This is a genomic window from Streptomyces sp. MI02-7b (assembly GCF_033793585.1).
GTDB lineage: Bacteria > Actinomycetota > Actinomycetes > Streptomycetales > Streptomycetaceae > Actinacidiphila.
Map to the genome: position 1 here is coordinate 165,008 of NZ_JARAWX010000011.1, position 24,578 is coordinate 189,585.

At 72.1% G+C, this 24,578-nt stretch carries 19 protein-coding genes and 2 pseudogenes; 11 read left to right on the top strand and 10 right to left on the bottom strand.

What is annotated here, in order from left to right; all coding sequences use genetic code 11:
* Positions 1-176 precede the first annotated feature (176 nt).
* Positions 177-2,615 (top strand): SpoIIE family protein phosphatase, encoded by a 2,439-nt coding sequence (locus PV364_RS20110; RefSeq protein ID WP_319661481.1) that lies wholly within the window; start codon positions 177-179, stop codon positions 2,613-2,615.
* An 88-nt stretch (positions 2,616-2,703) separates the two neighbouring features.
* Positions 2,704-3,381 (top strand): hypothetical protein, encoded by a 678-nt coding sequence (locus PV364_RS20115; protein ID WP_319661482.1) that lies wholly within the window; start codon positions 2,704-2,706, stop codon positions 3,379-3,381.
* Positions 3,382-3,415: 34 nt separating this feature from the next.
* Here PV364_RS20115 and PV364_RS20120 read toward each other — a convergent pair whose 3' ends face one another.
* The 3 genes from PV364_RS20120 to PV364_RS20130 all read right to left on the bottom strand — a co-directional run bounded on the left by PV364_RS20120 (position 3,416) and on the right by PV364_RS20130 (position 5,429).
* Positions 3,416-3,985 carry a flavoprotein gene (locus tag PV364_RS20120; RefSeq protein ID WP_319661483.1) on the bottom strand — a complete coding sequence of 190 codons (570 nt, stop codon included), beginning with the start codon at positions 3,983-3,985 and terminating at the stop codon, positions 3,416-3,418.
* Positions 3,986-3,994: 9 nt separating this feature from the next.
* Entirely contained in the window at positions 3,995-4,258 is a 264-nt protein-coding gene (locus PV364_RS20125) for a hypothetical protein (protein ID WP_319661484.1), read from the bottom strand.
* Positions 4,259-4,910: 652 nt separating this feature from the next.
* Positions 4,911-5,429, bottom strand: a complete 519-nt coding sequence (locus tag PV364_RS20130) for an FxLYD domain-containing protein (protein WP_319661485.1) — start codon at positions 5,427-5,429, stop codon at positions 4,911-4,913.
* A 173-nt stretch (positions 5,430-5,602) separates the two neighbouring features.
* Between PV364_RS20130 and PV364_RS20135 the strand changes: the two genes are divergently transcribed.
* Positions 5,603-6,055, top strand: coding sequence for a hypothetical protein (locus PV364_RS20135; protein WP_319661587.1), 453 nt, complete (start codon positions 5,603-5,605; stop codon positions 6,053-6,055).
* Positions 6,056-6,137: 82 nt separating this feature from the next.
* Here PV364_RS20135 and PV364_RS20140 read toward each other — a convergent pair whose 3' ends face one another.
* Positions 6,138-7,232: a cation diffusion facilitator family transporter gene (locus PV364_RS20140; protein ID WP_319661486.1), complete on the bottom strand. Its 1,095-nt coding sequence runs from the start codon at positions 7,230-7,232 to the stop codon at positions 6,138-6,140.
* An 18-nt stretch (positions 7,233-7,250) separates the two neighbouring features.
* Here PV364_RS20140 and PV364_RS20145 point away from each other — a divergent pair, with 18 nt between their 5' ends.
* Positions 7,251-7,610 carry a metalloregulator ArsR/SmtB family transcription factor gene (locus PV364_RS20145; protein WP_319661487.1) on the top strand — a complete coding sequence of 120 codons (360 nt, stop codon included), beginning with the start codon at positions 7,251-7,253 and terminating at the stop codon, positions 7,608-7,610.
* Between the two features lie 33 nt (positions 7,611-7,643).
* On the opposite strand, the gene PV364_RS20150 is transcribed toward PV364_RS20145, so the two are convergent.
* Complete coding sequence (locus PV364_RS20150) at positions 7,644-9,665, bottom strand: M3 family metallopeptidase (protein WP_319661488.1); 2,022 nt, start codon at positions 9,663-9,665, stop codon at positions 7,644-7,646.
* Positions 9,666-9,724: 59 nt separating this feature from the next.
* On the opposite strand from PV364_RS20150, the gene PV364_RS20155 reads away from it, so the two are divergent.
* Positions 9,725-10,378, top strand: a complete 654-nt coding sequence (locus tag PV364_RS20155) for a TetR/AcrR family transcriptional regulator (RefSeq protein WP_319661489.1) — start codon at positions 9,725-9,727, stop codon at positions 10,376-10,378.
* A 189-nt stretch (positions 10,379-10,567) separates the two neighbouring features.
* Positions 10,568-10,771: a MarR family transcriptional regulator gene (locus PV364_RS20160; RefSeq protein ID WP_319661490.1), complete on the top strand. Its 204-nt coding sequence runs from the start codon at positions 10,568-10,570 to the stop codon at positions 10,769-10,771.
* 3 nt (positions 10,772-10,774) lie between these two features.
* On the opposite strand, the gene PV364_RS20165 is transcribed toward PV364_RS20160, so the two are convergent.
* Positions 10,775-13,039: an MMPL family transporter gene (locus tag PV364_RS20165; protein WP_319661491.1), complete on the bottom strand. Its 2,265-nt coding sequence runs from the start codon at positions 13,037-13,039 to the stop codon at positions 10,775-10,777.
* Between the two features lie 170 nt (positions 13,040-13,209).
* Between PV364_RS20165 and PV364_RS20170 the strand changes: the two genes are divergently transcribed.
* The gene (locus PV364_RS20170) at positions 13,210-13,869 is read left to right on the top strand and encodes a TetR/AcrR family transcriptional regulator (RefSeq protein ID WP_319661492.1); all 660 of its coding nucleotides are present in this window, start codon (positions 13,210-13,212) and stop codon (positions 13,867-13,869) included.
* Positions 13,870-13,918: 49 nt separating this feature from the next.
* Here PV364_RS20170 and PV364_RS20175 read toward each other — a convergent pair whose 3' ends face one another.
* From PV364_RS20175 to PV364_RS20190, 4 genes are all read right to left on the bottom strand, one after another.
* The gene (locus tag PV364_RS20175; protein WP_319661493.1) at positions 13,919-14,674 is read right to left on the bottom strand and encodes a DedA family protein; all 756 of its coding nucleotides are present in this window, start codon (positions 14,672-14,674) and stop codon (positions 13,919-13,921) included.
* A 215-nt stretch (positions 14,675-14,889) separates the two neighbouring features.
* Entirely contained in the window at positions 14,890-15,636 is a 747-nt protein-coding gene (locus PV364_RS20180; protein ID WP_319661494.1) for an SDR family oxidoreductase, read from the bottom strand.
* A gap of 460 nt (positions 15,637-16,096) precedes the next feature.
* Positions 16,097-17,386 (bottom strand): citrate synthase, encoded by a 1,290-nt coding sequence (locus tag PV364_RS20185; protein ID WP_319661495.1) that lies wholly within the window; start codon positions 17,384-17,386, stop codon positions 16,097-16,099.
* A gap of 132 nt (positions 17,387-17,518) precedes the next feature.
* Complete coding sequence (locus PV364_RS20190) at positions 17,519-19,750, bottom strand: ATP-dependent RecD-like DNA helicase (protein WP_319661496.1); 2,232 nt, start codon at positions 19,748-19,750, stop codon at positions 17,519-17,521.
* Positions 19,751-20,048: 298 nt separating this feature from the next.
* On the opposite strand from PV364_RS20190, the gene PV364_RS20195 reads away from it, so the two are divergent.
* From PV364_RS20195 to PV364_RS41300, 4 genes and pseudogenes are all read left to right on the top strand, one after another.
* On the top strand, positions 20,049-21,062 hold the full coding sequence (locus PV364_RS20195; RefSeq protein ID WP_319661497.1) for a LacI family DNA-binding transcriptional regulator: 1,014 nt from the start codon (positions 20,049-20,051) through the stop codon (positions 21,060-21,062).
* A gap of 26 nt (positions 21,063-21,088) precedes the next feature.
* Positions 21,089-22,618 (top strand): sugar ABC transporter ATP-binding protein, encoded by a 1,530-nt coding sequence (locus PV364_RS20200; protein ID WP_319661588.1) that lies wholly within the window; start codon positions 21,089-21,091, stop codon positions 22,616-22,618.
* Positions 22,608-23,581 (top strand): annotated as a pseudogene (locus PV364_RS41295) (ABC transporter permease); the annotation flags it as partial. The gene PV364_RS20200 and the pseudogene PV364_RS41295, both read left to right, overlap by 11 nt.
* Before the next feature lie 140 nt (positions 23,582-23,721).
* Positions 23,722-24,570 (top strand): annotated as a pseudogene (locus PV364_RS41300) (D-ribose ABC transporter substrate-binding protein); the annotation flags it as partial.
* Positions 24,571-24,578 lie beyond the last annotated feature (8 nt).

The following is a 24,578-nucleotide window of genomic DNA, read 5'->3' on the forward strand; positions in this document are numbered from 1 at the left end:
CTCCCGGCGCTGCCCTTAGTGGCCGAAGTCTCCAGCCGGCTCGGGAGCGTCGCGGAATCCTGCACCTGTGGCGCGCTGTCACAGATCGGGGACCTGTCCGGTCGAATCCGTAAATGACACGAAAGCGACATTTCAAACCCGCTCCAGGCACCCCACCCGCCCGAGGAAGAAGCTCGATGACCAGCTCCGACCTGCTGACTCTCAGCGACCGTACGGACACGACCGGGATATCCGACTCGGCCATCGCGATGCTCGACGAGCAGGGAACGGTGGTCGCCTGGACGCGGGCCGCCGAGCATCTGGTCGGATACTCCGCAATGGAGGCCGTGGGCCGTTCCGCCGCACTCGTCCTGCCGACCTTCGGGGAAGCGCAGACGGTGTCGGCGTTCGTCGAGGAGTGCCGGGCTCGCGACGGCTGGTCGGGCACGGCGTCGGTGCGCGACCGGCACGGCCGGAGCCTCGACATCGGGCTGCGGTTCTCGAAGGTGCGCGGGCAGGAGGGGACGACACGCTGGCTCGCCTCCGTGGGCGACGTCGGCGCGCTGTCCGGAGAGGCGACGTACGGATCGGTGAGGGGGCCGCTCCTCACCCGCGCGCCGATCGGCATCGTCGTCCGCGACCCGCAGTTGCGGTGCACCTGGGCGAACGAGGTGATGGAGGACCACGACGGCATCCCCCTGGAGCGACGGCTGGGACGCCGGTTCACCGACGCGTTGCCCGGTACCAAGTCCGAGGCGCTCGAGACGGTGATGCGGCAGGTGCTCCGGAGCGGCACGACCAAGGTTCACGAGTACCGGACGTGGCTGCCGACGACCTTGAGCCGGGAGCATCCGTTCGCGGCCTCGTTCCACTGCCTGCAGGGCGGCGACGGCGAACCGGTGGGCGTGTGCGTCATCAGCGTCGACGTCGCCGAGAGCCGGCGGGTGCGCGAACGCCTCGCCGCCCTCAGCGAGGCCGGTACGCGCCTCGGCAGCACGCTGGACGTGATGCAGACCAGTCAGGAGCTGGCCGAGCTCGCGGTGCCCCTGCTCGCCGACTACGTCGCGGTCGACCTGGAGCAGTCGGTCCCCTTCGGCGAGGGGCCCCCGGTCCGCGTCGGTCCGGTGGGCGGGCGGCTGCCGGTGTTCCGGCGGGCCGGTCTGGCCTCGATCCACCGAGGGACCCCTGAGTCCCCGTGGGTGCGCGGCGAGCCGGTCCCGGTACCGCCCGACTCGCCCTTCAGCGAGGTCCTGTCCACCGGGAAGCCCCATCTGGAGCCGATCCTGGACACCGCCCCGGGCGTCTGGATCAACAAGGTCCCGGCTCTGGCGCGCAAGGTCCACGAGAACGGCATGCACTCGCTGATGATCGTGCCCATCCGTGCGCGGCGCGCCGTGCTGGGCATGGTGCTGTTCATCCGCATGCAGGATCCGATGCCGTTCCAGGAGGCCGATCGGCTCCTGGCGGAGGAGCTCGTCGCCCGCGCGGCGGTGTCGCTGGACAACGCGCGCCAGTACGCCCGCGAGCACACGGCCGCCCTCGCTCTCCAACGCAACCTGCTCCCCCGGCGGTTGACCGGCGGCACGGCGGTCGACACCGCCTCGCGCTACCTGCCGGCCGACATGGACCACGGTGTCGGTGGCGACTGGTTCGACGTGATCCCGCTGTCAGGCGCCCGGGTGGCCCTGGTCGTCGGCGACGTGGTCGGGCACGGCCTGCATGCCGCCGCGGCCATGGGCAGGCTCCGTACCGCCGTACAGACGCTCGCCCACATGGACCTGCCGCCCGACGACCTGCTGACGCACCTCGACGACACGGTCCAGCGACTGGCCGAGGAGGACGACGACGAGACCCCCGCTCCGGTGGGCGCCACCTGCCTGTACGCGGTCTACGACCCGGCGACCCGCCGGTGCACCATGGCGCGGGCCGGGCACCCCCCGCCCGCGATCGTGGACCCGCGGGGCCGGATCACCTTCCCCGACCTGCCCTCCGGAACCCCGCTGGGCATCGGCCTGGGAGTCCCGTTCGAGTCCGTGGAGCTGCAACTGCCCGAGGGCAGCCTCCTGGCCCTGTACACCGACGGCCTGATCGAGAGCCGCTGCCATGACATCGACGAGGGGATGGACCGCCTGGGCGCGTCCCTCGCGCGACCGGGCCGGTCCCTCGAGGAGCTCTGCGACCTCGCGACGGAGTCCTTCCCGGGTCACGCGCCGACCGACGACGTCACCCTGCTCCTGGTCCGCACCCGTTCCCTCCACCCGGCCCAGGTCGCCTCCTGGACGCTGCCCAGCGACGAAGCCGCCGTGCGCAGCGCCCGGAACCTGGCGGCCCTTCAGCTGGAGGCGTGGGGCCTGGGAGGCCTCGAGGAGTCCACGAAACTGATCGTCAGCGAACTGGTCACCAACGCCGTCCGCCACAGCAACGGCACGGTCGGTCTGCGCCTGATCCACGACTCCGTCCTGACCTGCGAGGTGTTCGACACCGACGTGTGCTCCCCGCATCTGCGACGGGCGCGCTCCGTCGACGAGAACGGCCGCGGCCTCTTCCTGGTCGCCCAGATGTCCCGCCGATGGGGCACCCGCTCGGTGTCGGGCGGAAAGGTGGTCTGGGCCGAAGCGGAGCTTCACGGTCGCTGAGGCACTCCTGCCCGCCCGGGCGACCCCGGTGCGGCGGGCGTCCGTATGATCCGGGTGTCCGTTGACGGCGAGGAATGCCGGGGGCCCGATGAGCTTCGATCTCGCGGTGTGGCACGAAACCGCGCGGGTGTCGTCCGCAGCGGCCGCGCAAACGTACGCGCGGCTGTGCGAAGGCGATCACACGGGTGTGGCCGGGGCGCCGGAGGTCGGCGCCTTCCATCGGGAACTGACCGCCGAGTTCCCCGAGTCGGACGGCGACGAGGCGTCGCCCTGGGCATCCGGGATCGGCGTCTCCGACCGGCATGTGCTCCTGGCGACGAGCTGGTCGCGTGCCGGGCAGGTCGTACCGCGCGTGCGCGAACTCGCGGACCGGCACGGGCTGGTGTGCTTCGACCCGCAGGCGTCGGTGGTGCATCTGCCACGGGCCCTGCGCGGTCCCCGGCCGCTCGACCTGGAGCGGTGCGCGGGGCCGCCGGTGGCCGACCCGGACCGGGAGGTTCTCGAACGTGCCGTGCGGAGTCTGTCCGAGGACGACTGGTACCTGATCGTGGACGAGGGCGACGGACGCTACGTCCAGGTCGGCCTGGGCCGCACGGCCGGCGTGGGGGACGACGAGTTCGCCGTCGAGCACCGCGACGGCGCGCCGGACCGCCACGAGCGCTGCGTCGTACGGGACCGCGACGCGGTGGTCGCGGCGGTCCTGGGCTTCGCCGCGGGGGACGCCTCCTGGAGGGCCGGCTTGCGCTGGGAGCGGCTCGACCTGTGAACCTCGGCCGGGCGGCGGGGCCGCCGCCCGTGTCTCAGGCGCCTGTGACGCGGTCCAGGGCGTCCAGCACGGCGGCCCAGGGCAGTTCCGGGGCGGTGGTGGACGCGCGGGGCTCGGGGAGCGGGTGGGCGGCCGAGTCGTCGACCAGGTGGACGCCGGCCTCGCGGAGTGCGGCGAGGTGACGGGGCCAGGCCGGATGCCGGGCGTGGGCGGCGTTGACCGCGGGCAGGACGACGACCGGGACCCCGGGGGTGCCGAGGGCCTCGCAGGTCTGGGTGAGGGCCTGGTTGTCGCCGATGCCGAGGGCGAGTTTCGCGACGGTGTTGGCGGTCGCGGGCGCCACGACGTGGCAGTCGGCGGCCGGGTGCGGCCGCGGCTCGGTGGGCAGCCGTGGCGCGTCGCGCACCGGCAGACCCGTGGCGCGCTCCAGGCGGTCGATCTCACCGAGGGGGCGGAGCCAGTGGGCGGCGGAGGGCGTGAGGGTGACCGCCACCCGCCAGCCGCGGGCGAGGGCGGGCAGCACGAGGCCGTCGCGCAGGGACTCGACGCCGCCGGCGGCCGAGCCGACGACGGCGAGGACTCCACGGACCGGTTGAGGGGACATGGCCTTCCCCTACCCGGAGCGACCCTCCACGTAGTCCGCGGTGCGCGGGTCGTCGGGCGTGGCGAACATGGCCGGGGTCGGGCCGTGCTCCACGCCTGCGCGCTCGCGCCGGCGCTCGTAGGTGCGACCGGAGACGGCGACGTGCTCGCCGAGCGCGACCCGCCACGTCCAGGCGCTGCCGGCATCGGCCGTGGCCAGCCGCGCCCGGACCTGTCCGACGTTCTCCCGGAGCCGGAGCACGGCGGTCCGGCACTCCGCCAGGAAGGCGTACACGGGCGCCGCGTCCCATTTGTCGGTTGTCGGCGCCGACCAGGCGCCGGCCCACGGCGGCGAGCCGGTCCTCTGACCGCTCCTGCCGGTCGGCCCGGTCGTGGCGGTCCTGACAGTCGCGGCACATGAGGGGGTTGCGTTCAAGGAGGAGGGAACGCCCAACGGATGGACGACGAACGAGACGCGCAGCTCCACGCAAGCTGATGATGGTCAAGGCGGCGGTGACGCTCCGCTCCTCCAGCGGCGGTCCGACGCAGTCGACCTCGCACAGAAGCAGCACACATCGAGGCACTTGCCAGGGAGAGATCGTCAACATTGCTCGACACGTGGGTCGTTGACGCAGGACGCGAAGGTGCTCGCCCTTCGCGGCCGGGCGCGGAGCGCGCAAGCGGAACCTGTCCGGTGGGCGTCCCTCCCCGGTTCCCGGACCACGGCGGGGCGTTCACGCGGCGGACGGGCGCATGTCCGGAGCCGGGCGATCAGCCGTCCCGGCCGGGCCGCGCACCGCCGGCCCGGCCCGTCCGAAAACCATCGGCGGGCCGCTCACGAGAAATACCCGCGGCCCCCGGCCGCGGGTACGAAGGAAGAACCGGAGTCACCGGCGACGGAAAAGGGCGGTACGAACGGCCCCCCGGACCGTTCCTCCCGCGCCGCGTCAGTTCGCGGCCGTGCGACCCACTTCGGTCACCTTGCAGGTGATCTCGCCCACCGCCGCATCGGTGCCCTGTGCGGTCTCCTTCACCGATGCCCCGGCGGCCAGTCCCGTGGTCGTGGCGACGCCCTGGGCGATCCGGGTCCCCGTCTCGTCGGTGAACGCCACGCGCACCTGGTAATTGGCGGCCCGGTCCCCGTGGTTGGTGATGGTCACCTCGGCACTCGGGAACCTGGTGAAGTCGGCGAGCCCGCAGGAGGCGACCTTCACATCGTTTTTGAACTGCTCCTCCACGACGGCGGCGTGCGTCGGGGCGGTGCTCACCGCCGGTGCCTTGCCACCGGGGCTCTTGCCGTCACCGGTGTGCAGGGCGAATGCGACGCTGCCGCCGATCACGACGAGGATGGCGACGACGCCGAAGCCGAGAATCTTCCCGGCGCCCGACTTCTTGGGCGGCTGAACCCAGCCGGGTCCTTGGGACGGGTGCGAACCCGGTGGTTGCGTGTGCGACGACTGTGTCACAGGAGCCCCCTGAGGCTTGGGTGTGGGGGACACCGTGACATCACCTTCACCGTCCGCGCAGACATGCGAGCGGTCCGTGATGTTGCCGTGACCGATCCGGTACAGATCATTCCCCTGGTCCACACCAACTCACCGTCAGACGTCCTACCGGGGCACACTGGGGGCCCGTGGCCATGCGAAGCCCCACCGGAGGAGCCATGTCCTCGTACGAGCAACTGGCAGCGCTGGCCGCGCTCTTGGACGAGGCGGCGGCCGCCCAGCCGGAGGCGGACCGCGTGGTGGCGGCATGCGGCGAGCCGGGCCCGGTACCCACCGAAGTGGCCCGTGCCGGCAGCCGGCAGGCGGCGGTGCTGCAGGACATCGCCCAGCGGTTGCGTGACCTGCCCGTCGGCGGCGAGGAGGCGGACGCCCGCGACGAGGCCGTCCGGCTGCTGACGTACGACCACTGGATGGTGCGCCAGGCACTCAATCTGGCCTTCACCGCCAACGCCGACACCGGCACGGAGACCGACCGGCTGCGTCTCAACGGGCTCGGCGCCCCCGCGGACCGGCTGCGGGAACTGCGCGAACGGGTCCGGGGTGCGGCCGCGCGGGCGGCGGCCGACCCCGGCGCGGACCCGAGCTGACCAGGGAAGGCCAGGGAAGGCCAGGGAAGACCGGGGCAGGACGGGGCTCGCCGGGGCCGATCGCGGCCGACCGGGCGGTGCCTCACACCCCGTGATGGGCCAGGGCGGCGTGCGGATCGGGGAGTCCGGCCGCCGGGGCCGGATCGGGATGGACGAGGGCGGCACCCAGCCGGGGAACGGCGTGCAGCAGCGCGTGCTCCGCGTCCACGGCGACCTGGTGCGCCGCGCGCAGATCGAGCGAACCGTCCACGACGACGGCGACCTCCGCCCGCAACCGGTGCCCGATCCAGCGCAGCCGCAGTTCGGCGACGTCCAGCACACCGGGCCGGCCCCGCAGCGCACGCTCGGCGGCGTCGACGAGGGCCGGGTCCACGGCGTCCATGAGGCGGCCGAACACCTCGCGGGCCGCGTCGCGGAGCACGAGCAGGATGGCCGCGCCGATGAGCAGCCCGACGACCGGATCGGCCGCGCGCCAGCCGAGGGCCGCGCCGCCCGCGCCGAGCAGCACGGCGAGCGACGCGAAGCCGTCGGTGCGGGCGTGCAGCCCGTCCGCGACGAGCGCGGCGGAACCGATCCTGCGCCCGGTGCGGATGCGATAGCGGGCCACCCATTCGTTGCCCGCGAAACCGGCCAGCCCGGCGGCGGCGACGGCCGGCAGATGGGAGACGTCCCGCGGGTCCAGCAGGCGGTCGACCGCCTGGTAACCGGTGACGACGGCGGACGCCGTGATCGTGGCGACGATGACGATCCCCGCCAGGTCCTCGGCCCTGCCGTAGCCGTAGGTGAACCGCCGGGTGGCGGCGCGGCGCCCGAGCAGGAACGCCAGGCCCAGCGGCAGGGCGGTCAGCGCGTCGGCGGCGTTGTGCACGGTGTCGCCGAGCAGGGCGACCGATCCGGACAGCACGACGACGGCCGCCTGCGCGGCGGCAGTGGCGCCGAGGACCGCGAGGGAGATCCACAGGGCGCGGATGCCCTCGGCGGAGCCTTCGAGAGCGCGGTCGAGCTTGTCCGTCGCGGCGTGGGAGTGGGGGCGGGTGGGGGTGCGGGAGTGCGCACGGGCGCTGTCGTGACCGTGGCCCTGGTCGTGACCGTGGCCCTGGTCGTGGTCGTGGTCGTGGCCCTGGTCGTGCGCCTGGCCGTGACCGCCGTGCGGGTGGGGGTGCCGGTGCTCGTCCATGCCTGCCATTATGTGCGTATGAGCGCACGCATGCACCTATCACCTGCACAGGATGCGCACCCGCGAGACCCGGGCGCCGAGCACTACGCCCTCGCCGCCGAGACGCTCGGGCTGCTCGCCGACCGCACCCGGCTCCGCATCCTGCACGCGCTGGGGCAGCAGGAGGCCGACGTCGGCACGCTGACCGAGCTCTGCGGCGCGGCCCGCCCGGCCGTCAGCCAGCACCTGGCGAAACTGCGGCTGGCCGGGCTGGTGACCGTGCGCAAGGAGGGCCGCCGCATGGTCTACGGGCCGGCCGACGGACATCTGCGCCGGGTGGTCGACGAGGCGCTGAACCTCGCCGACCACCGCCTCAACGGGGCCCGGCCGCACGACTGATCCGGCGGTGCCCCGCCCCTGCGTGCCCTGTGCTCAGCCGGCCAGGCCGCGGCGGGCCAGCAGAGGCGCGATCTCCGGCGCCCGTCCGCGGAAGTTCTCGAAGGCCGTGAGCGGGTCGACGCTGCCGCCTCGCGAGAGCAGTTCACGGCGGAAGGTGTCGCCGTTCTCGCGCCGCATGCCGCCGTTCTCCTTGAACCACTCGACGGTGTCGGCGTCCAGCACCTCGCTCCAGATGTAGGAGTAGTAACCGGCGCTGTAGCCGTGGGCGAAGATGTGCGCGAAGTAGGTGCTGCGGTAACGCGGCGGGATCGCCGGCAGCGCGAGCCCGGCCTCCTTCAGCGCGGCCGCCTCGAACTCCTCGGCATCGCCCGGGTCGTGGCCGGCCGGGAGGGAGTGCCAGGCCCAGTCGAGCACGGCCGCGGACAGGTACTCCACCGTCCGGTAGCCCTGCCCGAAGCGCTCGGCGGCCTCCATCCGGGCCACCAGGTCGGCGGGCATCGGCTCGCCGGTCTCGTGGTGGCGCGCGTAGTGGGCCAGCACCTGCGGCCAGGTCGCCCACATCTCGTTGACCTGCGAGGGGTATTCGACGAAGTCGCGCGGAACGGCCGTGCCGGAGAAGAAGGGGTGCTCGACGTCGGAGAGCAGCCCGTGCAGGGCGTGGCCGAACTCGTGGAAGAGGGTGTGGACCTCGTCGAAGGTGAGCAGGGCCGGCTCGCCGGGCGCGGGCTTGGCGATGTTGAGGTTGTTGACGACCACGGGCTTGCGGCCGAACAGGTGCGACTGCTTGACCAGGCTGTTCATCCAGGCGCCGCCGCGCTTGGAGGCGCGGGCGAAGAAGTCGCCGAGGTAGAGGCCGAGAGGGGTGCCGTCGGCGTCGGAGACCTCGAAGACCCGTACGTCGGGGTGGTAGCCGCCCAGGTCGGGGCGCTCGGTGAAGCCCAGCCCGTACACCTGGCCCGCGGCGTGGAAGACGCCGTCCTTCAGCACCCGGTCGAGCTCGAAGTACGGGCGCATCTCGGCGGCGTCGATGTCGTAGTCGGCCTTGCGGACCTTCTCCGCCCAGTACGACCAGTCCCACGCGGCGAAGTCCGTCAGGCCGGAGGCGGCGGTCAGCGCGGTGGCCTCGCGCTCGGCGTTGGCGACGGCGGCCGGGACCAGCCGGGACAGCAGAGTCGTGACCGCCTCGGGCGTGCGGGCGGTCTGGTCGGCGACGACGTACGCGGCGTGCGAGGGGTAGCCCAGCAGCGCGGCGCGGTCGGCCCGCAGCCGGGCGAGCTTCACCACCAGGGCGCGGTTGCTCGTGAGACCGCGGCTCACGGACGCCTCCAGGAGCCTGCGGCGCAGGGCGCGGTCCTCCAGGGAGGCCAGTTCGGTCTGGTTGGAGAAGTTCTTCAGGCTCAGCACGAAGCGGCCGTCGTGGCCGAGGGCGGTGGCGTTGGCCGCGGCCGAGGCGACGGCGTCCGCGGACAGGCCGGCGAGTTCGTCCGCGCTGTCCAGGACGATCGCGGCGCCCTTGGTGTCGGCGAAGAGGTTCTGCTCGAAGGCGGTCGAGGCTTCCGCGATCTCGGCGTTCAGCTCGCGCAGCCGCTCTCGGCCCTGCTCGGTGAGTTCCGCCCCGGCCCGGACGAAGCGGGTGTGGTAGCGCTCCAGCAGCCGCAAGGACGGTGCGTCCAGGCCGAGTTCGTGCCGGGTGTCGTGGAGTGCCTTGACGCGGGCGAAGAGGTCCGGGTCGAGGTGGATGGCGTCGGCGTGCGCGGCGAGCTCGGTGTTGACGCGCGCCTCGATCTCCTGCACGGTCGCGCTGGTGTCGGCCGCGGTGCGGTTGAAGAAGACGCTCGAGACACGGCTCAGCAGATCGCCGGAGCGCTCCAGGGCGATGATCGTGTTCTCGAAGCCCGGCGGCTCCGGGTCCGCCGCGACGGCCCGCACCTCGGCGAGCTGCTCGGCCATGCCGCGCTCGAAGGCGGGCAGGTAGTGCTCGTCCCGGATGTCGGCGAACGGCGGCAGCTCGTAAGGGAGCGTACTCGGACTGAGGAAGGGATTCGTCGAGGTCACACGCCCGACCCTACGCCCGCCGCATTCCGGGCGGACGTGGCCTTTCGTAGGATGGCCGGGTGACAGCCCCCCGTACGGACAACCGGGTCCGGCGCGGCAACGAGACGCGCCGCCTGGTCCTGGGCCGCGCCACGGCCCTGGCCTCGGTCGAGGGTCTGGAAGGGCTGTCCCTGGGCCGGCTGGCGGCCGAACTGGGACTGAGCAAGAGCGGGGTGTTCGCCCTCTTCGGTTCCAAGGAGGAACTGCAGCTGGCCGCCGTGCGCGCCGCCCGGGAGCTGTACGTCGACCATGTGGTGCGGCCACCGCGCGAACTGCCCGCCGGTATCGCCCGGGTGTGGCGGCTCTGCGAGGCCTGGCTGGAGTACTCCCGGAGCCGGGTGTTCCCCGGCGGCTGCTTCTTCCTCGCCGTCGCGGCCGAGTTCGACGCGCGCACCGGTCCGGTGCACGACCTGGTCGCCGACGCCCGCCTGGAGTGGATCACCTATGTCGAGATCACCGTGGAGAAGGCCCGCCGGACGGGGCAGTTGCGGGCCGATCTCGACGTACCGCTGCTGGCCTTCGAGCTCATCGCGCTGATGGAGTCGGGCAATCTGCAGTCGGTGCTCTTCGACGACATCTCCGCGTACACCAAGGCGGGCACCGCCATCCTCGCGCGGCTGCGCACCGCCGCCTCGGCGCAAGCGCCGTCCCTGCCCTCCCGGTTCGGGGGCTGAGGCGCGCCCGTACGGCGGTTCGTGCCCGTCCGCCGGACGGCTGTCGGATCATCACCCCCTCTGCCAGGTTTGTCACCGTTACGCGGGCTTCCCGTAACAGGTGATCAACAGGCCCATTCACCTGTCATCCCATGTCGTTGACCCGGCGAGGCTGACCGCTCGAAGCCATCGCGAGGAGGTGTGTGTGAGATGACGGATCGGACCCTCTGGTCGTACGCCGAGATCGCCGCTCACATCGGGGTCCAGGTCGACACGGTGCGCTCGTACCGGAAACACGGGCACCTGCCGCCGCCCGACGTCGTGGAGGCCGGCAAGCCCTTCTGGTATGCGGACACGATCCGCCTGTGGAGCTCCCGGCGGCCGGGCAACAGGGGCCGCCGGGAGCTCGGCTGACCCTCAGCCGGCCCGGGCGGGCTCCGGGTCCCGCGCGGGCTCCTCCCGCGCCGGGGCCCCGCCCGGCCCCTCCCCCTCGCTCAGCCCGATGCGGCCGTGCAGCCGCTTGAGCGGTCCCGGGGCCCACCAGGTCGCCCGTCCCGTCAGCCGCATCACGGCGGGCACGAGCAGCGTGCGGACCACCATCGCGTCCATCAGCACGGCCAGCGCGATCCCGAGGCCCAGCATCTTGGTGTTGGCGACCCGGGAGGTGCCGATCGCCACCATCACCACCGCCAGGATCACCGCGGCCGCGGTGATGAGCCCGCCGGTGCGGCGCACCCCGAAGACCACCGACGACCGGTGGTCACCGGTGCGGTCGTACTCCTCCTTGATGCGCGACAGGAGGAAGACGCCGTAGTCCATCGAGAGCCCGAAGGCCACGCAGAACATCAGCACCGGCAGGGTGGTCTCGATGCTCCCGGTCGCGGTGAAGTCCAGCAGCCCCGACAGGTGGCCGTCCTGGAAGACCCACACCACCGCCCCGAACATCGCGGTCAGGCTCAGCGCGTTGAGCAGCACCGCCTGCAGGGGGATGACGACGGAGCCGGTGAGCAGGAAGACCAGCAGCAAGGTGACCGCGGCGATCATCCCTGCCGCCCAGGGCAGGCGGTCGGCGATGACGTCCTTGGTGTCCACCAGTTGCGCGGCCGTGCCGGTCGCCGAGGTCGTGAACGGGGCGTCGACCGCCCTGATCCTGTCCACCAGGTCCTGGCTCGCCGCGTCCACCGCCTCCGTCCTGGGCAGCACGGTCAGATAGGCCGCCCCGCCGGCCGCGCGGGCCGCCTCGGCCGGGCCGGGCGGCGCGCTGCGCTCGCCGGACGCGTACTGCCCGGCGGGGCCGTCGACGACCACCACCCCGGGCAGCTCGGACAGCTCCCTGCTGTAGGCCCCGAGCTGGGCCGTCGTCGGCTTGCCCTCGGCGAGCACGGTGATCTCGTCGCCGGGGCTGCCCGGGAAGTCGTCACGTATGTGCTGCTGCACGACATGGGCCTCGGCGGTCGCCGGCAGCTGGCGGTCGTCCGCCGTGCCGAACTGCACCTGCAGGAAGGGGACTCCGAGCAGCACCAGCCCCGCGATCGTGCCCACCGCGAAGAGCGGGGCCCGGCGCATCACCAGGGTGGCCAGCCGCGCGTACCCGGCGCCGGGCTCCCGCGCGGCCCGCCGGCGCGGCAGGATCCTGCGCAGGTCGAGCGCGTTGACACGGTGGCCGAGCAGCACCAGCGCCGCCGGCAGGATCACCAGGGCGGCGCCCGCCGCCAGCAGCACCACCGCGATGCCCGCGTAGGCGAACGAGCGCAGGAAGTACTGGGGGAACAGGAACATCGCGGACAGCGCGGCGGCCACGGTGAGCGCCGAGAAGAGCACTGTGCGGCCCGCCGTGCGCAGCGTCGCGCCCACCGCGGCCCGCGGGTCGGCGCCGGCGTCCAGCTCCTCGCGGAAGCGGCGCACGAGGAACAGCGCGTAGTCGATGGCGAGTCCGAGCCCCAGGGCGGTGGTGAGGTTCTGGGCGAAGATAGAGACGTCCGTGAAGGCCGTGATGCCGCGCAGCACGGCGTTGGTGCCCAGGATCGCGACGATGCCGACGACAAGCGGCAGCATCGCGGCCACGGCGCTGCCGAAGACCATGACGAGCAGCAGCAGGGTCACGGGCAGGGCGATGACCTCGGCGCGGGCCAGGTCGTCCTGGATGGTGCTCTGCAGTTCCTGCCGGAAGGCCGCGAGACCGCCGACCGTGACCGCCACCGGGCCGTGCGCCCCCCGGAATTCGGGGGCGAGGCGCTCGACCGTGTCGGCGATCGCGTCGTCGTCACCGGCGATACGGGCTGCGATCATGGCCTCGCCGCCGTCCTCGGCGCGCAGGGCGGGCGCAGCGGTGGTCCAGTAGGAGGTGACGCCGCTGACGTCCTTGTCCGCGGCGAGCCGGCGGCCGAGTTCCCGGCCCTCGGCGGCCACGGCCGGGGAGTCCACCCCGGCCCCGCGGCTGTCGACGAGGAGGATCAGATTGGGCTGGGAGTCCGGGAAGTACTTCTGCAGCGCCGCGTTGGCGTACGACGACTCGGAACCGGGCGCTTCCCAGCCACCGCTGTGCAGCCGCTCCGCGACCCCGCTGCCCGCGACCACGGCGAGAGCGGTGAACAGCAGCGCGAGGAGCAGGGCGAGCCTCGGCCGGGCGGTGGTCACCCGTGTCCAGACCCCTGGCGGACGCCCGCGGTTGACATCGGACATGACAGAGGTGTCCCCTCCCCTGAAGAGCAGCCGTAAACTGGCCAACACGAGCGATCACTCGCGTTTCTTCAGAATGCGAGCGGCCACTCGCGTTTGTCAACAGTGATTGGGGAGTACACGTGCCCGAGGAGCAGAGAGCGCGCCGTCGTCAGGCGCGCGGGGAGCGGCGCGTGGCACAGCTGCTGGACGCCGCGGCGGACGTCTTCCGCAAAGTGGGCTACACCGCGGCGAGCACCAACGCCATCGCGCGCGAGGCGGGCGTCTCGCCCGGCACGCTCTACCAGTTCTTCCCCAACAAGGAAGCCATCGCCATCGAGCTGGGCAGCACCCTCAACCTGCGGATGCGCGAGGCCCACGGCGAGCTGTTCACGCCGGAGAACGCCTCGCTGCCGCTGCGCGAGATGCTCGACGTGATCGTCGACCCGATGATCGACTTCAACTGCGAGAACCCGGCCTTCCTCGCCCTGGTCCACGACAGCGACATCCCCGGAACGGTCACCTCGGAGCACGACGCCCTGCACAGCTCCCTGGTGGAGCGGGTCGAGACGCTGCTCGGCCTGCGCGCCCCGGACCTGTCCCCGGCGGAGCGGACCCAGGTGGCGGCCATGGCCTTCGGGCTGTTCAAGGCCGGTCTCGCCCTGGTCGTCGGGCACGAGGGAGCGGAACGGGACGCCTACACCGGTGAGCTGAAGAACGCCCTGTTCGGCTATCTCGCCCCGCGCGTCGGCACCGGACCGGTGGACGTGCCGGTGGCCGCCGCGGCGGCCGGGGTGGCCGGGGTGGCCGGCGCGCCAGGGCCCGACGGCAGCCCGGCCCCGGCGGCCGGCTGAACGTCCGAGCCGCGGCTGGGATCGCCGCGGTCACCGCAGAGCCGTCGGCTCAGGAGTTCACCGCGCCCCGGCGCCCCGCGCCCGGTCCGGTCCCGCCGCCGTCGCGCCCGCCGTCGGCGCCGAGTCGCTCCCCGTCGCCGACGCGCGGCGCGGGAGGGGCCGTCCCTCCGGACGCCACCACCCGCCCACCGGCCACGGTGCTCTCGGCGGCCGCCCGGCGCCCGGACACCACCTGCGCCAGGCCGCCGACCCCCGCCACGAACAGCGAGACGCCGAGCCCGAGCCCCACCGCGTACAGGGAGTTGGACATGGCCAGGCCGCCGAAGTAGCCGAGCCCCACGGAGTAGGTCGCCCACACCCCTTCGGCCACGCCCGCACCGATCGCGTAGCGCCGCGCCGGGTAGCGGACGATCCCCGCCGCAAGCCCGCCGATCACCCGCCCACTGGGCAGGAACCGCACGCCGATCACGAAGGGCACGCCGTGGCGCTCTATGCGGACGCTGGCCCACTCCAGCAGCGCCCGGCGCCGGGGCTTGCGGTACAGGCGCGTCAGGACGCTGCCGCTCACCGCCCGGCCGGTCCGGTGGATCACCAGGTCGCCGAGCAGCGCGCTGCCCGCGACCACCAGCAGGACCAGCCCGATGTCCAACCGCCCCTGGGCCGCCAGCACTCCGCCCGTCACCAGCAGCGCCGAGTTGGGCACCAGCGGGGGCGCGGTCGTGGCCGCGAGCACCCCGTAGGCCCACAGCACGTGGCCGTCGCGCAGGTACCCCTCGAGACCTGCGGTGAAGTCAAGGGCCGACATAAAGCGTGAAACGTCCATACGGCCGCCCCTCTTCCCGCCCGGACCCGGTGGTGACCCCGCTCACTCCCGGCTCCACGCTGGCAGCAGCGTTCGGGCGGGGGCAACCCGGTTTCACCGGGATCGGGGGCGTTCCCGGGGTTTTCCGGGGGCCGCGTCATCCTCAGGGAGGGGGTGCGGCGTCCCGGTCCCACCAGGGGAGTACACCGGCGCGGGGCTCAGCGTCCGAGCAGTTCGCCGCCGTTGCACTGGAGGATCTCGCCGGTGATGAAGCCGGCCTCCGGAGAGGCCAGGAAGACCACCGCCGCGGCGACGTCGTCGGGGCGTCCCACGCGGCCGACGAGGGTGCGTCCGGCCCGCCGGGTCAGCTCGGCGGCGTCCAGCCGCGCGCCGAAGAACTCGGTGCCCGCCACTGTGCCCGGGGCGACGATGTTGCAGGTCACACCGCGCGGGCCGAGCTGGGCGGCCAGGGAGTGGTTCCAGGCGTGCAGGGCGGCCTTGGATGCGCCGTAGGAGCCCCCGCCGCGCAGCGCGGCCACCGACGTCACGGTGATCACCCGGCCGCCCTCGGGCAGCCGGTCCCGCAGGGATTCGGTCACCAGGACCGCGGTCAGCACATTGCGCTCGAAGTCGCCGCGCCAGCGGGCCAGGACACCGTGCGGGCCGGCGCCGATCGCCAGTTCCCGGCTGCCCGCGTTGTTGACCAGCACGTCCACGCGCCGCGGCAGCCGGGCGAGGGCCGCCTCGACGTCGTCGGGGTCGGCGAGGTCGCAGGCGACCGGGGTGACGTCGAGGCCGTGCTCCGTGCGCAGTTCCTCGGCGGTGGCCCGCAGCACCTCGCGGCGCCGGCCCACGATCGTCACGTGGTCGCCCGCCTCGGCGAACCTCGTGGTCACCGACCGGCCGATGCCCGTTCCCCCGCCGGTCACCACGACGTTCCGGCCCACACTTGCCTTCTGCGACATCACGCTCCGCCCCTCAAGGTGGGACAGCACGTTACGGGACGGGGTCCGCGCGACCGACACGGGGGTCGTTCCTGATGCGGATGACGTAGAAAGACGTAGACGAGAGCTAGATCACACTGGCTGAAACGTAACCTTTTGGTTTACAGGGGGGTCTAACCGCGAGAAGACACCGGGCTCCCGGCGGACTCGGTGAGATGATGAGCGGGTTGTCTTTGGGGGACAGCCCGGTCGTCACGCCTGGACGCACTGCCCGGAGAGCTTTGAGCGGCCCTCCCGGGCGGCGCGCTCCGGTGGGGCGAGCGCACCCAAAGAACGCCCGGTACGGACCCGTGGGGGGATCCGCTCCGGGAAACGGGAGCGCCCCGTGTCGAACCCGTGGGGGGATTCGGCGCGGGGCGTTTCTCTTTGCGCTCCGGCGTGCCCCGGCGCCCCGCCGGAGCGGGACACCGGAGGCCCGGGATCAGCGGCTCTCGACCGGCACGTAGTCGCGCTCGACGACGCCCGTGTAGACCTGGCGCGGGCGGCCGATGCGGGAACCGGGCTCGGTGATCATCTCGTGCCACTGGGCGATCCAGCCGGGGAGCCGGCCGAGCGCGAAGAGCACGGTGAACATCGTGGACGGGAAGCCCATGGCCCGGTAGATCAGGCCGGTGTAGAAGTCCACGTTCGGGTAGAGGTTGCGCGAGACGAAGTAGTCGTCGCTGAGCGCGTGCTCCTCGAGCTTCAGGGCGATGTCCAGCAGCTCGTCGGACTTGCCCAGCGCGGACAGGACGTCGTGCGCCGCGGCCTTGATGATCTTCGCCCGGGGGTCGAAGCTCTTGTAGACCCGGTGGCCGAAGCCCATGAGGCGGACGCCGTCCTCCTTGTTCTTCACCTTGCGGATGAAGGCGTCCACGTCGCCGCCGTCGGCCTGGATGGCCTCCAGCATCTCCAGCACGCTCTGGTTGGCGCCGCCGTGCAGCGGGCCCCACAGGGCGTTGATGCCCGCGGAGATCGACGCGAACAGGTTGGCCTGCGAGGAGCCGACCAGACGCACGGTGGAGGTGGAGCAGTTCTGCTCGTGGTCCGCGTGCAGGATCAGCAGCTTGTCCAGGGCGTCGACGACGACCGGGTTGAGCTCGTACTCCTCGGCGGGGACCGCGAACGTCATGCGCAGGAAGTTCTCGACGTAGCCGAGATCGTTGCGCGGGTAGACGAAGGGGTGGCCGATCGACTTCTTGAACGCGTACGCGGCGATCGTCGGCAGCTTCGCGATGAGCCGGATCGTCGAGAGGTAGCGCTGCTTCTCGTCGAACGGGTTGTGGCTGTCCTGGTAGAAGGTGGACAGCGCGCTGACCACGGAGGACAGCATGGCCATCGGGTGGGCGTCGCGCGGGAAGCCCTGGAAGAACCGTTTCACGTCCTCGTGCAGCAGCGTGTGCTGCGTGATGTCGCCCCGGAAGCCGGCGAGCTCGTCAACGGTCGGGAGCTCACCGTTGATGAGGAGGTACGCGGTCTCCAGGAAGCTGCCACGCTCGGCGACCTGCTCGATGGGGTAACCGCGGTAGCGGAGAATGCCCTGTTCGCCGTCGAGGTAGGTGATCGCGGACTTGTAGGCCGCGGTGTTGCCGTAGCCGCTGTCCAGGGTGACCAGGCCGGTATTGGCGCGGAGCTTGCCGATGTCGAAGCCGTTGTCCCCAACGGTGCCCTCGATCACCGGGTAGCTGTACTCGCTGTCCCCGTACCGCAGTACTACAGAGTTGTCGCTCACGTCATTCCCTCACCGACGTCGTGCCTCTTCTTCGAGGTTTCGAGGTGCCCTGACCTACCCCTACTGTCCCCCATTTGGCGTGGCCACGTGCACTCGGGGTCGGCCATAGCCCCGAAAGGTGGCACCCAGTGCCTATTTTGCCGCCCGGGACAGCCGGTGGTCGAGTGCTGTGAAGCGCCTGCCTGCGGAGACGGTGCGGACCGCCTGCCCGATGGCCTTGCGCGAGCCCACCAGTACGACCAGGCGTTTCGCCCGGGTAACGGCCGTGTAGAGCAGGTTCCGCTGCAGCATCATCCACGCCCCGGTGGTGACCGGGATCACTACGGCGGGGTACTCGCTGCCCTGCGAACGGTGGATGGTCACCGCGTACGCGTGGGCGAGCTCGTCGAGTTCGTCGAAGTCGTAGGGGATCTCCTCGTCCTCGTCGGTCAGGACGGTGAGCCGCTGCTCCACGGCGTCCAGGGAGGTGACCACCCCCACGGTGCCGTTGAAGACGCCGTTCGCGCCCTTGTCGTAGTTGTTCCTGATCTGGGTGACCTTGTCCCCGACACGGAAGGTGCGGCCGCCGAAGCGGCGCTCGGGCAGATCGGGGCGGGCCGGGGTGACCGCCTGCTGGAGCAGTCCGTTGAGGACGCCCGCGCCGGCCGGTCCGCGGTGCATGGGGGCCAGCACCTGGACGTCACGGCGCGGGTCGAGGCCGAACCGGCGCGGAATGCGGTGGGCGGCGACGTCCACGGTGAGCCGGGCCGTCTCCTCGCCGTCGTCCTCGACGAAGAGGAAGAAGTCGTCGAGCCCCTGGGTGAGTGGCGGGACGCCGGAATTGATCCGGTGCGCGTTGGTCACCACCCCGGACTCCTGGGCCTGGCGGAAGATCCTGGTCAGCCGCACCGAGGGGACCGGGCCCCGCTCGTCGAGCAGGTCGCGCAGCACCTCTCCGGCGCCGACGCTGGGCAACTGGTCGACATCGCCGACGAAGAGCAGGTGGGCACCCGGCGGCACGGCCTTGACCAGCTTGTTGGCCAGCAGCAGGTCCAGCATGGAGGCCTCGTCGACGACCACGAGATCGGCCTCCAGCGGCCGGTCCCGGTCGTACGCGGCGTCCCCGCCGGGCTTGAGCTCCAGCAGCCGGTGCACGGTGGACGCCTCGGCCCCGGTCAGCTCGGCGAGCCGCTTGGCGGCCCGCCCGGTCGGCGCGGCGAGCACGACCTTGGCCTTCTTGGCCTGCGCCAGGGCCACCACGGAACGGACCGTGAACGACTTGCCGCAGCCCGGCCCGCCGGTCAGCACCGCCACCTTCTCCGTCAGCGCCAGGCGCACCGCCTGCTGCTGCTCGGGGGCCAGGTCGGCGCCGGTGCGCTCGGCGAGCCAGGCCAGCGCCTTGCCCCAGTCCACGTCGCGGAAGGCGGGCATCCGGTCCTCGGGGCCGCGCAGCAGCCGCAGCAGCGCGCCCGCCAGCGAGATCTCGGCCCGATGGAAGGGCACCAGGTAGACGGCGCGCACGGGCTCCTCGCTGTCCGGGCCGGGCACGGGCTCGATCACCACGCCCTCCTCCGCGGCCAGCTCGGCCAGGCAGTCGATGACCAGCCCAATGTCGACCTGGAGCAGCTTCACGGCGTCGGAGAGCAACTGCTCCTCCGGCAGGAAGCAGTTCCCGTTGTCGGTGGCCTGGGACAGCGCGTACTGCAGCCCGGCCTTCACCCGCTCCGGGCTGTCGTGCGGGATGCCGACCGCGCGGGCGATGCGGTCCGCGGTGAGGAAGCCGATGCCCCACACATCGGCGGCGAGCCGGTACGGCTGGTTCTTCACCACGGAGATCGAGGCGTCCCCGTACTCCTTGTAGATCCGCACCGCGATGGAGGTGGAGACCTCGACGCTCTGGAGGAAGACCATGACCTCCTTGATGGCCTTCTGCTCCTCCCAGGCGGCACCGATCAGCCGGGTGCGCTTGGGGCCGAGGCCGGGGACCTCCACGAGGCGGGCCGGCTCACGCTCGATGACGTCCAGCGTGCCGGTGCCGAAGTGCTCCACGATCCGCTCGGCGATCCGCGGGCCGATGCCCTTGATGAGCCCGGAGCCGAGGTAGCGGCGGATGCCCTGGATCGTGGCGGGCAGGACGGTCGTGTAGTTCTCCACCGTGAACTGGCGGCCGTACTGCGGGTGGGAGCCCCAGCGGCCCTGCATGCGCAGTGACTCGCCGGGCTGGGCGCCCAGCAGGGAGCCGACCACGGTGAGGAGATCGCCACCACGACCGGTGTCGACGCGGGCGACCGTGTAGCCGTTCTCCTCGTTGGCGTACGTGATGCGTTCCAGGACGCCTGTCACCTCGGCGAGCGCCGGGCGTTGTGACTCTTGCGACTGTCCCACCTCAGCACCCCCCGCCGGAGCCGCGCCCGGGTCCCGCGCGGAGCGGGCCGCGGGCGGGGACGCGTCCCGCGCGGAATGCCCCCGATTCCCCCATTCCACGGGCCTCCTCCCCCGTCCGGCGATGTGATCCGAAGCTGTGTTCCGAAGGTACCGTCCCGCGCCGACAGCACCGCCGGGCCTGTGGACAACTCCGCCCACGCAAGGGCCCGGAATGTAACGATCCGGTTTCGTGGTCTTGTTCTGGCGCATGTAATCGATTCCAATCCTCCTTGTAATCGATTCCACGAGGAGGTGGACGGTGGCGAGCATCAAGGACGTGGCATCCCGCGCCGGCGTATCCGTCGCGACGGTGTCCCGCGTGCTCAACGACCACCCCGCGGTCCGCCCGGACACCCGCACCCGGGTGCTCGAGGCGGTGGCCGAACTCGGCTACCGCCCCAACGGGGTGGCCCGGTCACTGCGCACCGATCAGACGCGCACGCTCGGACTGGTCATCAGCGACGTGCTGAACCCGTTCTTCACCGAGCTCGCCCGCTCCGTCGAGGACGAGGCCCGGGCGCTCGGCTACAGCGTGATCATCGGCAACGCCGACGAGCGGCCGGACCAGCAGGACCACCACATCCGTACGCTCCTCGACCGCCGGATCGACGGCCTGCTGGTCAGCCCCACGGACGGCGGGTCGCCGCTGATCATGGACGCGGTGCTCGCCGGCACCCCCATGGTCTTCGTCGACCGGTGGATCCCCGGCATCGGCAACGACGTGCCCGTGGTCCGCACCGACGGCTGCGAAGCGGTCCGCGACCTGGTCGCCCATCTGCACGCCCTCGGGCACCGGCGGCTGGCGATCATCTCGGGTCCGGCCGCCACCACCACCGGCCGCGAGCGCGTGCGCGCCTTCCGCGACGCGCTCGAGGCATTCGGCCTCGCCCTGCCCGACGACTACATCGGGCAGGGCGACTTCCAAGCGGACAGCGGCCGCCGGGCCACCGCCCGCTTCCTGGACCTCCCGGTCCCGCCGGACGCCGTCTTCGCCGCGGACAACCTCATGGCGCTCGGCGCCATGGACGAGATCCGCGCCCGCGGCCTGCGTGTGCCGGAGGACATCGCGCTCGCCGCGTTCGACGACATCCCGTGGTTCGTCCACACCGATCCGCCGATCACGGCGATAGCCCAGCCCACGGGCGAACTCGGCCGGGCGGCCGTGCGCTCGCTGATCGACCGGGTGGAAGGCAGACCGGCGCCGTCGGTCACCGTCTCCGCCCGCCTCGTAGTGCGCCGCTCCAGCGGCGCGTCCGAAGGGAGCCCCCGTTGAGCACGACCAGCCCCGAGATCCTCCGCATGGAGGGAGTCCGCAAGGTCTTCCCCGGCGTGGTCGCCCTCGACGGCGTCGATTTCGACCTGCACGGCGGTGAAGTGCACGTCCTGCTCGGCGAGAACGGCGCGGGCAAGAGCACCCTCATCAAGATGCTGTCCGGCGCCAACCGCCCGGACGGGGGGCGCCTGCTCGTGGACGGCCAAGAGGTGCGCATCCACGGCGCGCAGGACGCGGAACGGCTCGGCATCGCCACCATCTACCAGGAGTTCAACCTCGTCCCCACGTTCAGCGTGGCGGAGAACATCTTCCTGGGCCGCCAGCCGCGCCGCTTCGGTCTGCTGGACCGCAGGAAGATGAACGCCGACGCCGCCACGCTGCTGAAGCGCGTCGGAGTGGACGTCGACCCGCGCACCCCGGTGGGGGAACTGGGCATCGCGCGCCTGCAGATGGTGGAGATCGCCAAGGCGCTCAGCCTGGACGCCCGGGTGCTGATCATGGACGAGCCGACCGCGGTCCTCACCAGCGAGGAGGTCGAGAAGCTCTTCGCGATCGTCCGCCAGCTGCGCGCGGACGGCGTCGGCATCGTCTTCATCACCCACCACCTGGAGGAGATCGCCGCGCTCGGCGACCGTGTGACGGTGCTGCGCGACGGGCGCAGCGTCGCGCAGGTCCCCGCCGCCACCCCCGAGGACGAGCTGGTCCGCCTCATGGTCGGACGCAGCATCGACCAGCAGTACCCGCGCGAGCGCTCCGACGCCGGCGCGCCGCTGCTGCGGGTCGAGGGCCTCACCCGCGGCGGCGTCTTCCAGGACGTGAGCTTCGAGGTGCGGGCCGGCGAGGTGGTGGGCCTGGCCGGGCTCGTCGGCGCCGGGCGCACCGAGGTCGTGCGCGCGGTCTTCGGCGCCGACCCCTACGACTCCGGGACCGTCGAGGTGCTCGGGAAGCGGCTGCGCCGGCACGACGTCAACGCCGCCATGGACGCGGGCATCGGCCTGGTGCCCGAGGACCGCAAGGGCCAGGGCCTGGTCCTGGACGCCAGCGTCCAGGAGAACCTGGGCCTGGTCACCCTCGGCCGCGCCACCCGCGCCGGTTTCATCGACCGGGCGGGCCAGCGCAAGGACGCCGACCGCATCTCGGGGCAGCTCAAGGTGCGCATGGCCGGCCTCCAGCAGCACGTCCGCACCCTGTCCGGCGGCAACCAGCAGAAGGTCGTCATCGGCAAGTGGCTGCTGGCCGACACCAAGGTGCTGATCCTCGACGAGCCCACCCGGGGCATCGACGTCGGCGCCAAGGTGGAGATCTACCAGCTCGTCAACCGGCTCACGGCCTCCGGCCACGCCGTGCTGATGATCTCCAGCGACCTCCCCGAGGTACTGGGCATGAGCGACCGCGTCCTGGTGATGTCCCAGGGCCGGATCGCCGGCGAACTCCCCGCTGACCAGGCGACCCAGGACTCCGTCATGGCCCTCGCCGTCGGCGCGGGCACCGCGGACAACGACAACGGCAACACCACTGCGACGAAGAAGGATGTGGAGGGCTCCCGTGGCCACTGACACGCTCAAGAAGACTACGGACACGGGTGGCGTCGCCGCGGCTCGCCGCGTGCTCCTCAACAACGGCGCCCTCAGCGCCCTGGTCGTCCTGCTCGTGGCACTGTCGTTCATGTCGGGCGACTTCCTGAGCACGCAGAACCTGCTCAATGTCGGCGTCCAGGCTGCCGTCGTGGCGATCCTCGCCTTCGGCTCCACCTTTGTGATCGTCGCGGCCGGCATCGACCTGTCGGTCGGCTCCGTCGCGGCCCTGTCGGCGACGGTGCTGGCCTGGAGCGCGAGCTCCGCGGGCCTGCCGGTGTGGCTGGCGGTCGTGCTCTCCGTGGCCACCGGTGTGGCCAGCGGTCTGCTCAGCGGCCTGCTGGTCTCCTTCGGCAAGCTGCCGCCCTTCATCGCCACCCTGGCGATGCTCTCCATCGGCCGCGGCCTGACCCTGGTCATCTCCCAGGGCAGCCCGATCGCCTTCCCGGACTCCGTCTCCCACCTGGGCGACACCATCGGCGGCTGGCTGCCGGTGCCCGTGCTGGTCATGATCGTCGCGGGCGTCGCCACGGCCGTGATCCTGGGCCGCACCTACATGGGCCGCGCCATGTACGCGATCGGCGGCAACGAGGAGGCGGCCCGCCTCTCCGGCATCCGCGTCAAGCGGCAGAAGCTCATCATCTACGGCCTGTCCGGCCTCTTCGCGGCCGTCGCGGGCATCGTCCTGGCCTCCCGGCTCGCCTCGGCGCAGCCTCAGGCGGCCTATGGCTACGAACTGGACGCCATCGCCGCGGTCGTCATCGGCGGCGCCAGCCTCTCCGGCGGCGTCGGCAAGGCCTCCGGAACCCTGATCGGCGCGCTGATCCTCGCCGTGCTGCGCAACGGCCTCAACCTGCTGTCGGTCTCCGCCTTCTGGCAGCAGGTCGTGATCGGCGTCGTCATTGCCCTGGCGGTCCTCCTGGACACCCTGCGCCGCCGTGGCTGACGCCGCGCGCCGCACTTCCGCTCACCTGCCTCATCACACCCGCAAGGAACCACCGATGCGTATCAAGAAGATCACGGTCACCGCTGTCGCCGTCAGCGCCCTCGCCCTCACCGCCGCCGCCTGCGACTCCGGCTCCGGCTCGTCCTCCGGCACGAAGGTGGGCCTGTCGGTCTCCACCCTCAACAACCCCTTCTTCGTCCAGCTCAAGTCGGGCGCCCAGGCCGAGGCGAAGAAGGAGGGTGTGAACCTGACCGTGACCGACGCGCAGAACGACGCGTCGCAGCAGGCGAACCAACTGCAGAACTTCACCAGCCAGAACGTGAAGGCGATCATCGTCAACCCGGTGGACTCCGACGCGGCCGGCCCCTCGGTGAAGGCCGCCAACAAGGCGAACATCCCCGTCGTCGCCGCCGACCGCGGTGTCAACAAGGCCGACCTGGCGACCACCGTCGCCTCGGACAACGTCGAGGGCGGGCGCCTGGCCGCCAAGACGCTGGCCGAGTCCCTGGGCGGCAAGGGCACCGTGGTCGTGCTCCAGGGCACCGCGGGCACCTCCGCCGCCAACGAGCGCGGCCAGGGCTTCGACGAGGGCATCAAGGCCTACCCCGGCATCAAGGTGGTGGCCGAGCAGGCCGCCGACTTCGACCGCACCAAGGGCCTGGACGTCATGACCAACCTGCTGCAGGCGCACGCCGACGTCACCGGCGTCTTCGCCCAGAACGACGAAATGGCCCTCGGCGCCATCAAGGCGCTCGGCTCCAAGGCCGGCAAGACCGTCAAGGTGGTCGGCTTCGACGGCACCCCCGACGGCCTGACCGCGGTCAAGGCGGGCACGCTCACCGCGTCCGTGGCGCAGCAGCCCAGCGAACTGGGCAAGCTGGCCGTGCAGAACGCCGTGAAGGCCGCCAAGGGCGACAAGCTCCCGACCCTGGTGAAGGTGCCGGTCAAGGTCGTCACGAAGCAGAACGTCGCGGACTTCACGTCCTGACGCGACGC

What these genes read in the sequence shown, in the direction of transcription:
- PV364_RS20110 (WP_319661481.1), top strand. Translation starts at nt 177, where the DNA reads ATGACCAGCTCCGACCTGCTGACTCTCAGCGACCGTACGGACACGACC.
- PV364_RS20115 (WP_319661482.1), top strand. Translation starts at nt 2,704, where the DNA reads ATGAGCTTCGATCTCGCGGTGTGGCACGAAACCGCGCGGGTGTCGTCC.
- PV364_RS20120 (WP_319661483.1), bottom strand. Translation starts at nt 3,985, where the DNA reads ATGTCCCCTCAACCGGTCCGTGGAGTCCTCGCCGTCGTCGGCTCGGCC.
- PV364_RS20135 (WP_319661587.1), top strand. Translation starts at nt 5,603, where the DNA reads ATGCGAAGCCCCACCGGAGGAGCCATGTCCTCGTACGAGCAACTGGCA.
- PV364_RS20140 (WP_319661486.1), bottom strand. Translation starts at nt 7,232, where the DNA reads ATGGACGAGCACCGGCACCCCCACCCGCACGGCGGTCACGGCCAGGCG.
- PV364_RS20145 (WP_319661487.1), top strand. Translation starts at nt 7,251, where the DNA reads ATGAGCGCACGCATGCACCTATCACCTGCACAGGATGCGCACCCGCGA.
- PV364_RS20160 (WP_319661490.1), top strand. Translation starts at nt 10,568, where the DNA reads ATGACGGATCGGACCCTCTGGTCGTACGCCGAGATCGCCGCTCACATC.
- PV364_RS20165 (WP_319661491.1), bottom strand. Translation starts at nt 13,039, where the DNA reads ATGTCCGATGTCAACCGCGGGCGTCCGCCAGGGGTCTGGACACGGGTG.
- PV364_RS20175 (WP_319661493.1), bottom strand. Translation starts at nt 14,674, where the DNA reads ATGTCGGCCCTTGACTTCACCGCAGGTCTCGAGGGGTACCTGCGCGAC.
- PV364_RS20180 (WP_319661494.1), bottom strand. Translation starts at nt 15,636, where the DNA reads ATGTCGCAGAAGGCAAGTGTGGGCCGGAACGTCGTGGTGACCGGCGGG.
- PV364_RS20200 (WP_319661588.1), top strand. Translation starts at nt 21,089, where the DNA reads ATGGAGGGAGTCCGCAAGGTCTTCCCCGGCGTGGTCGCCCTCGACGGC.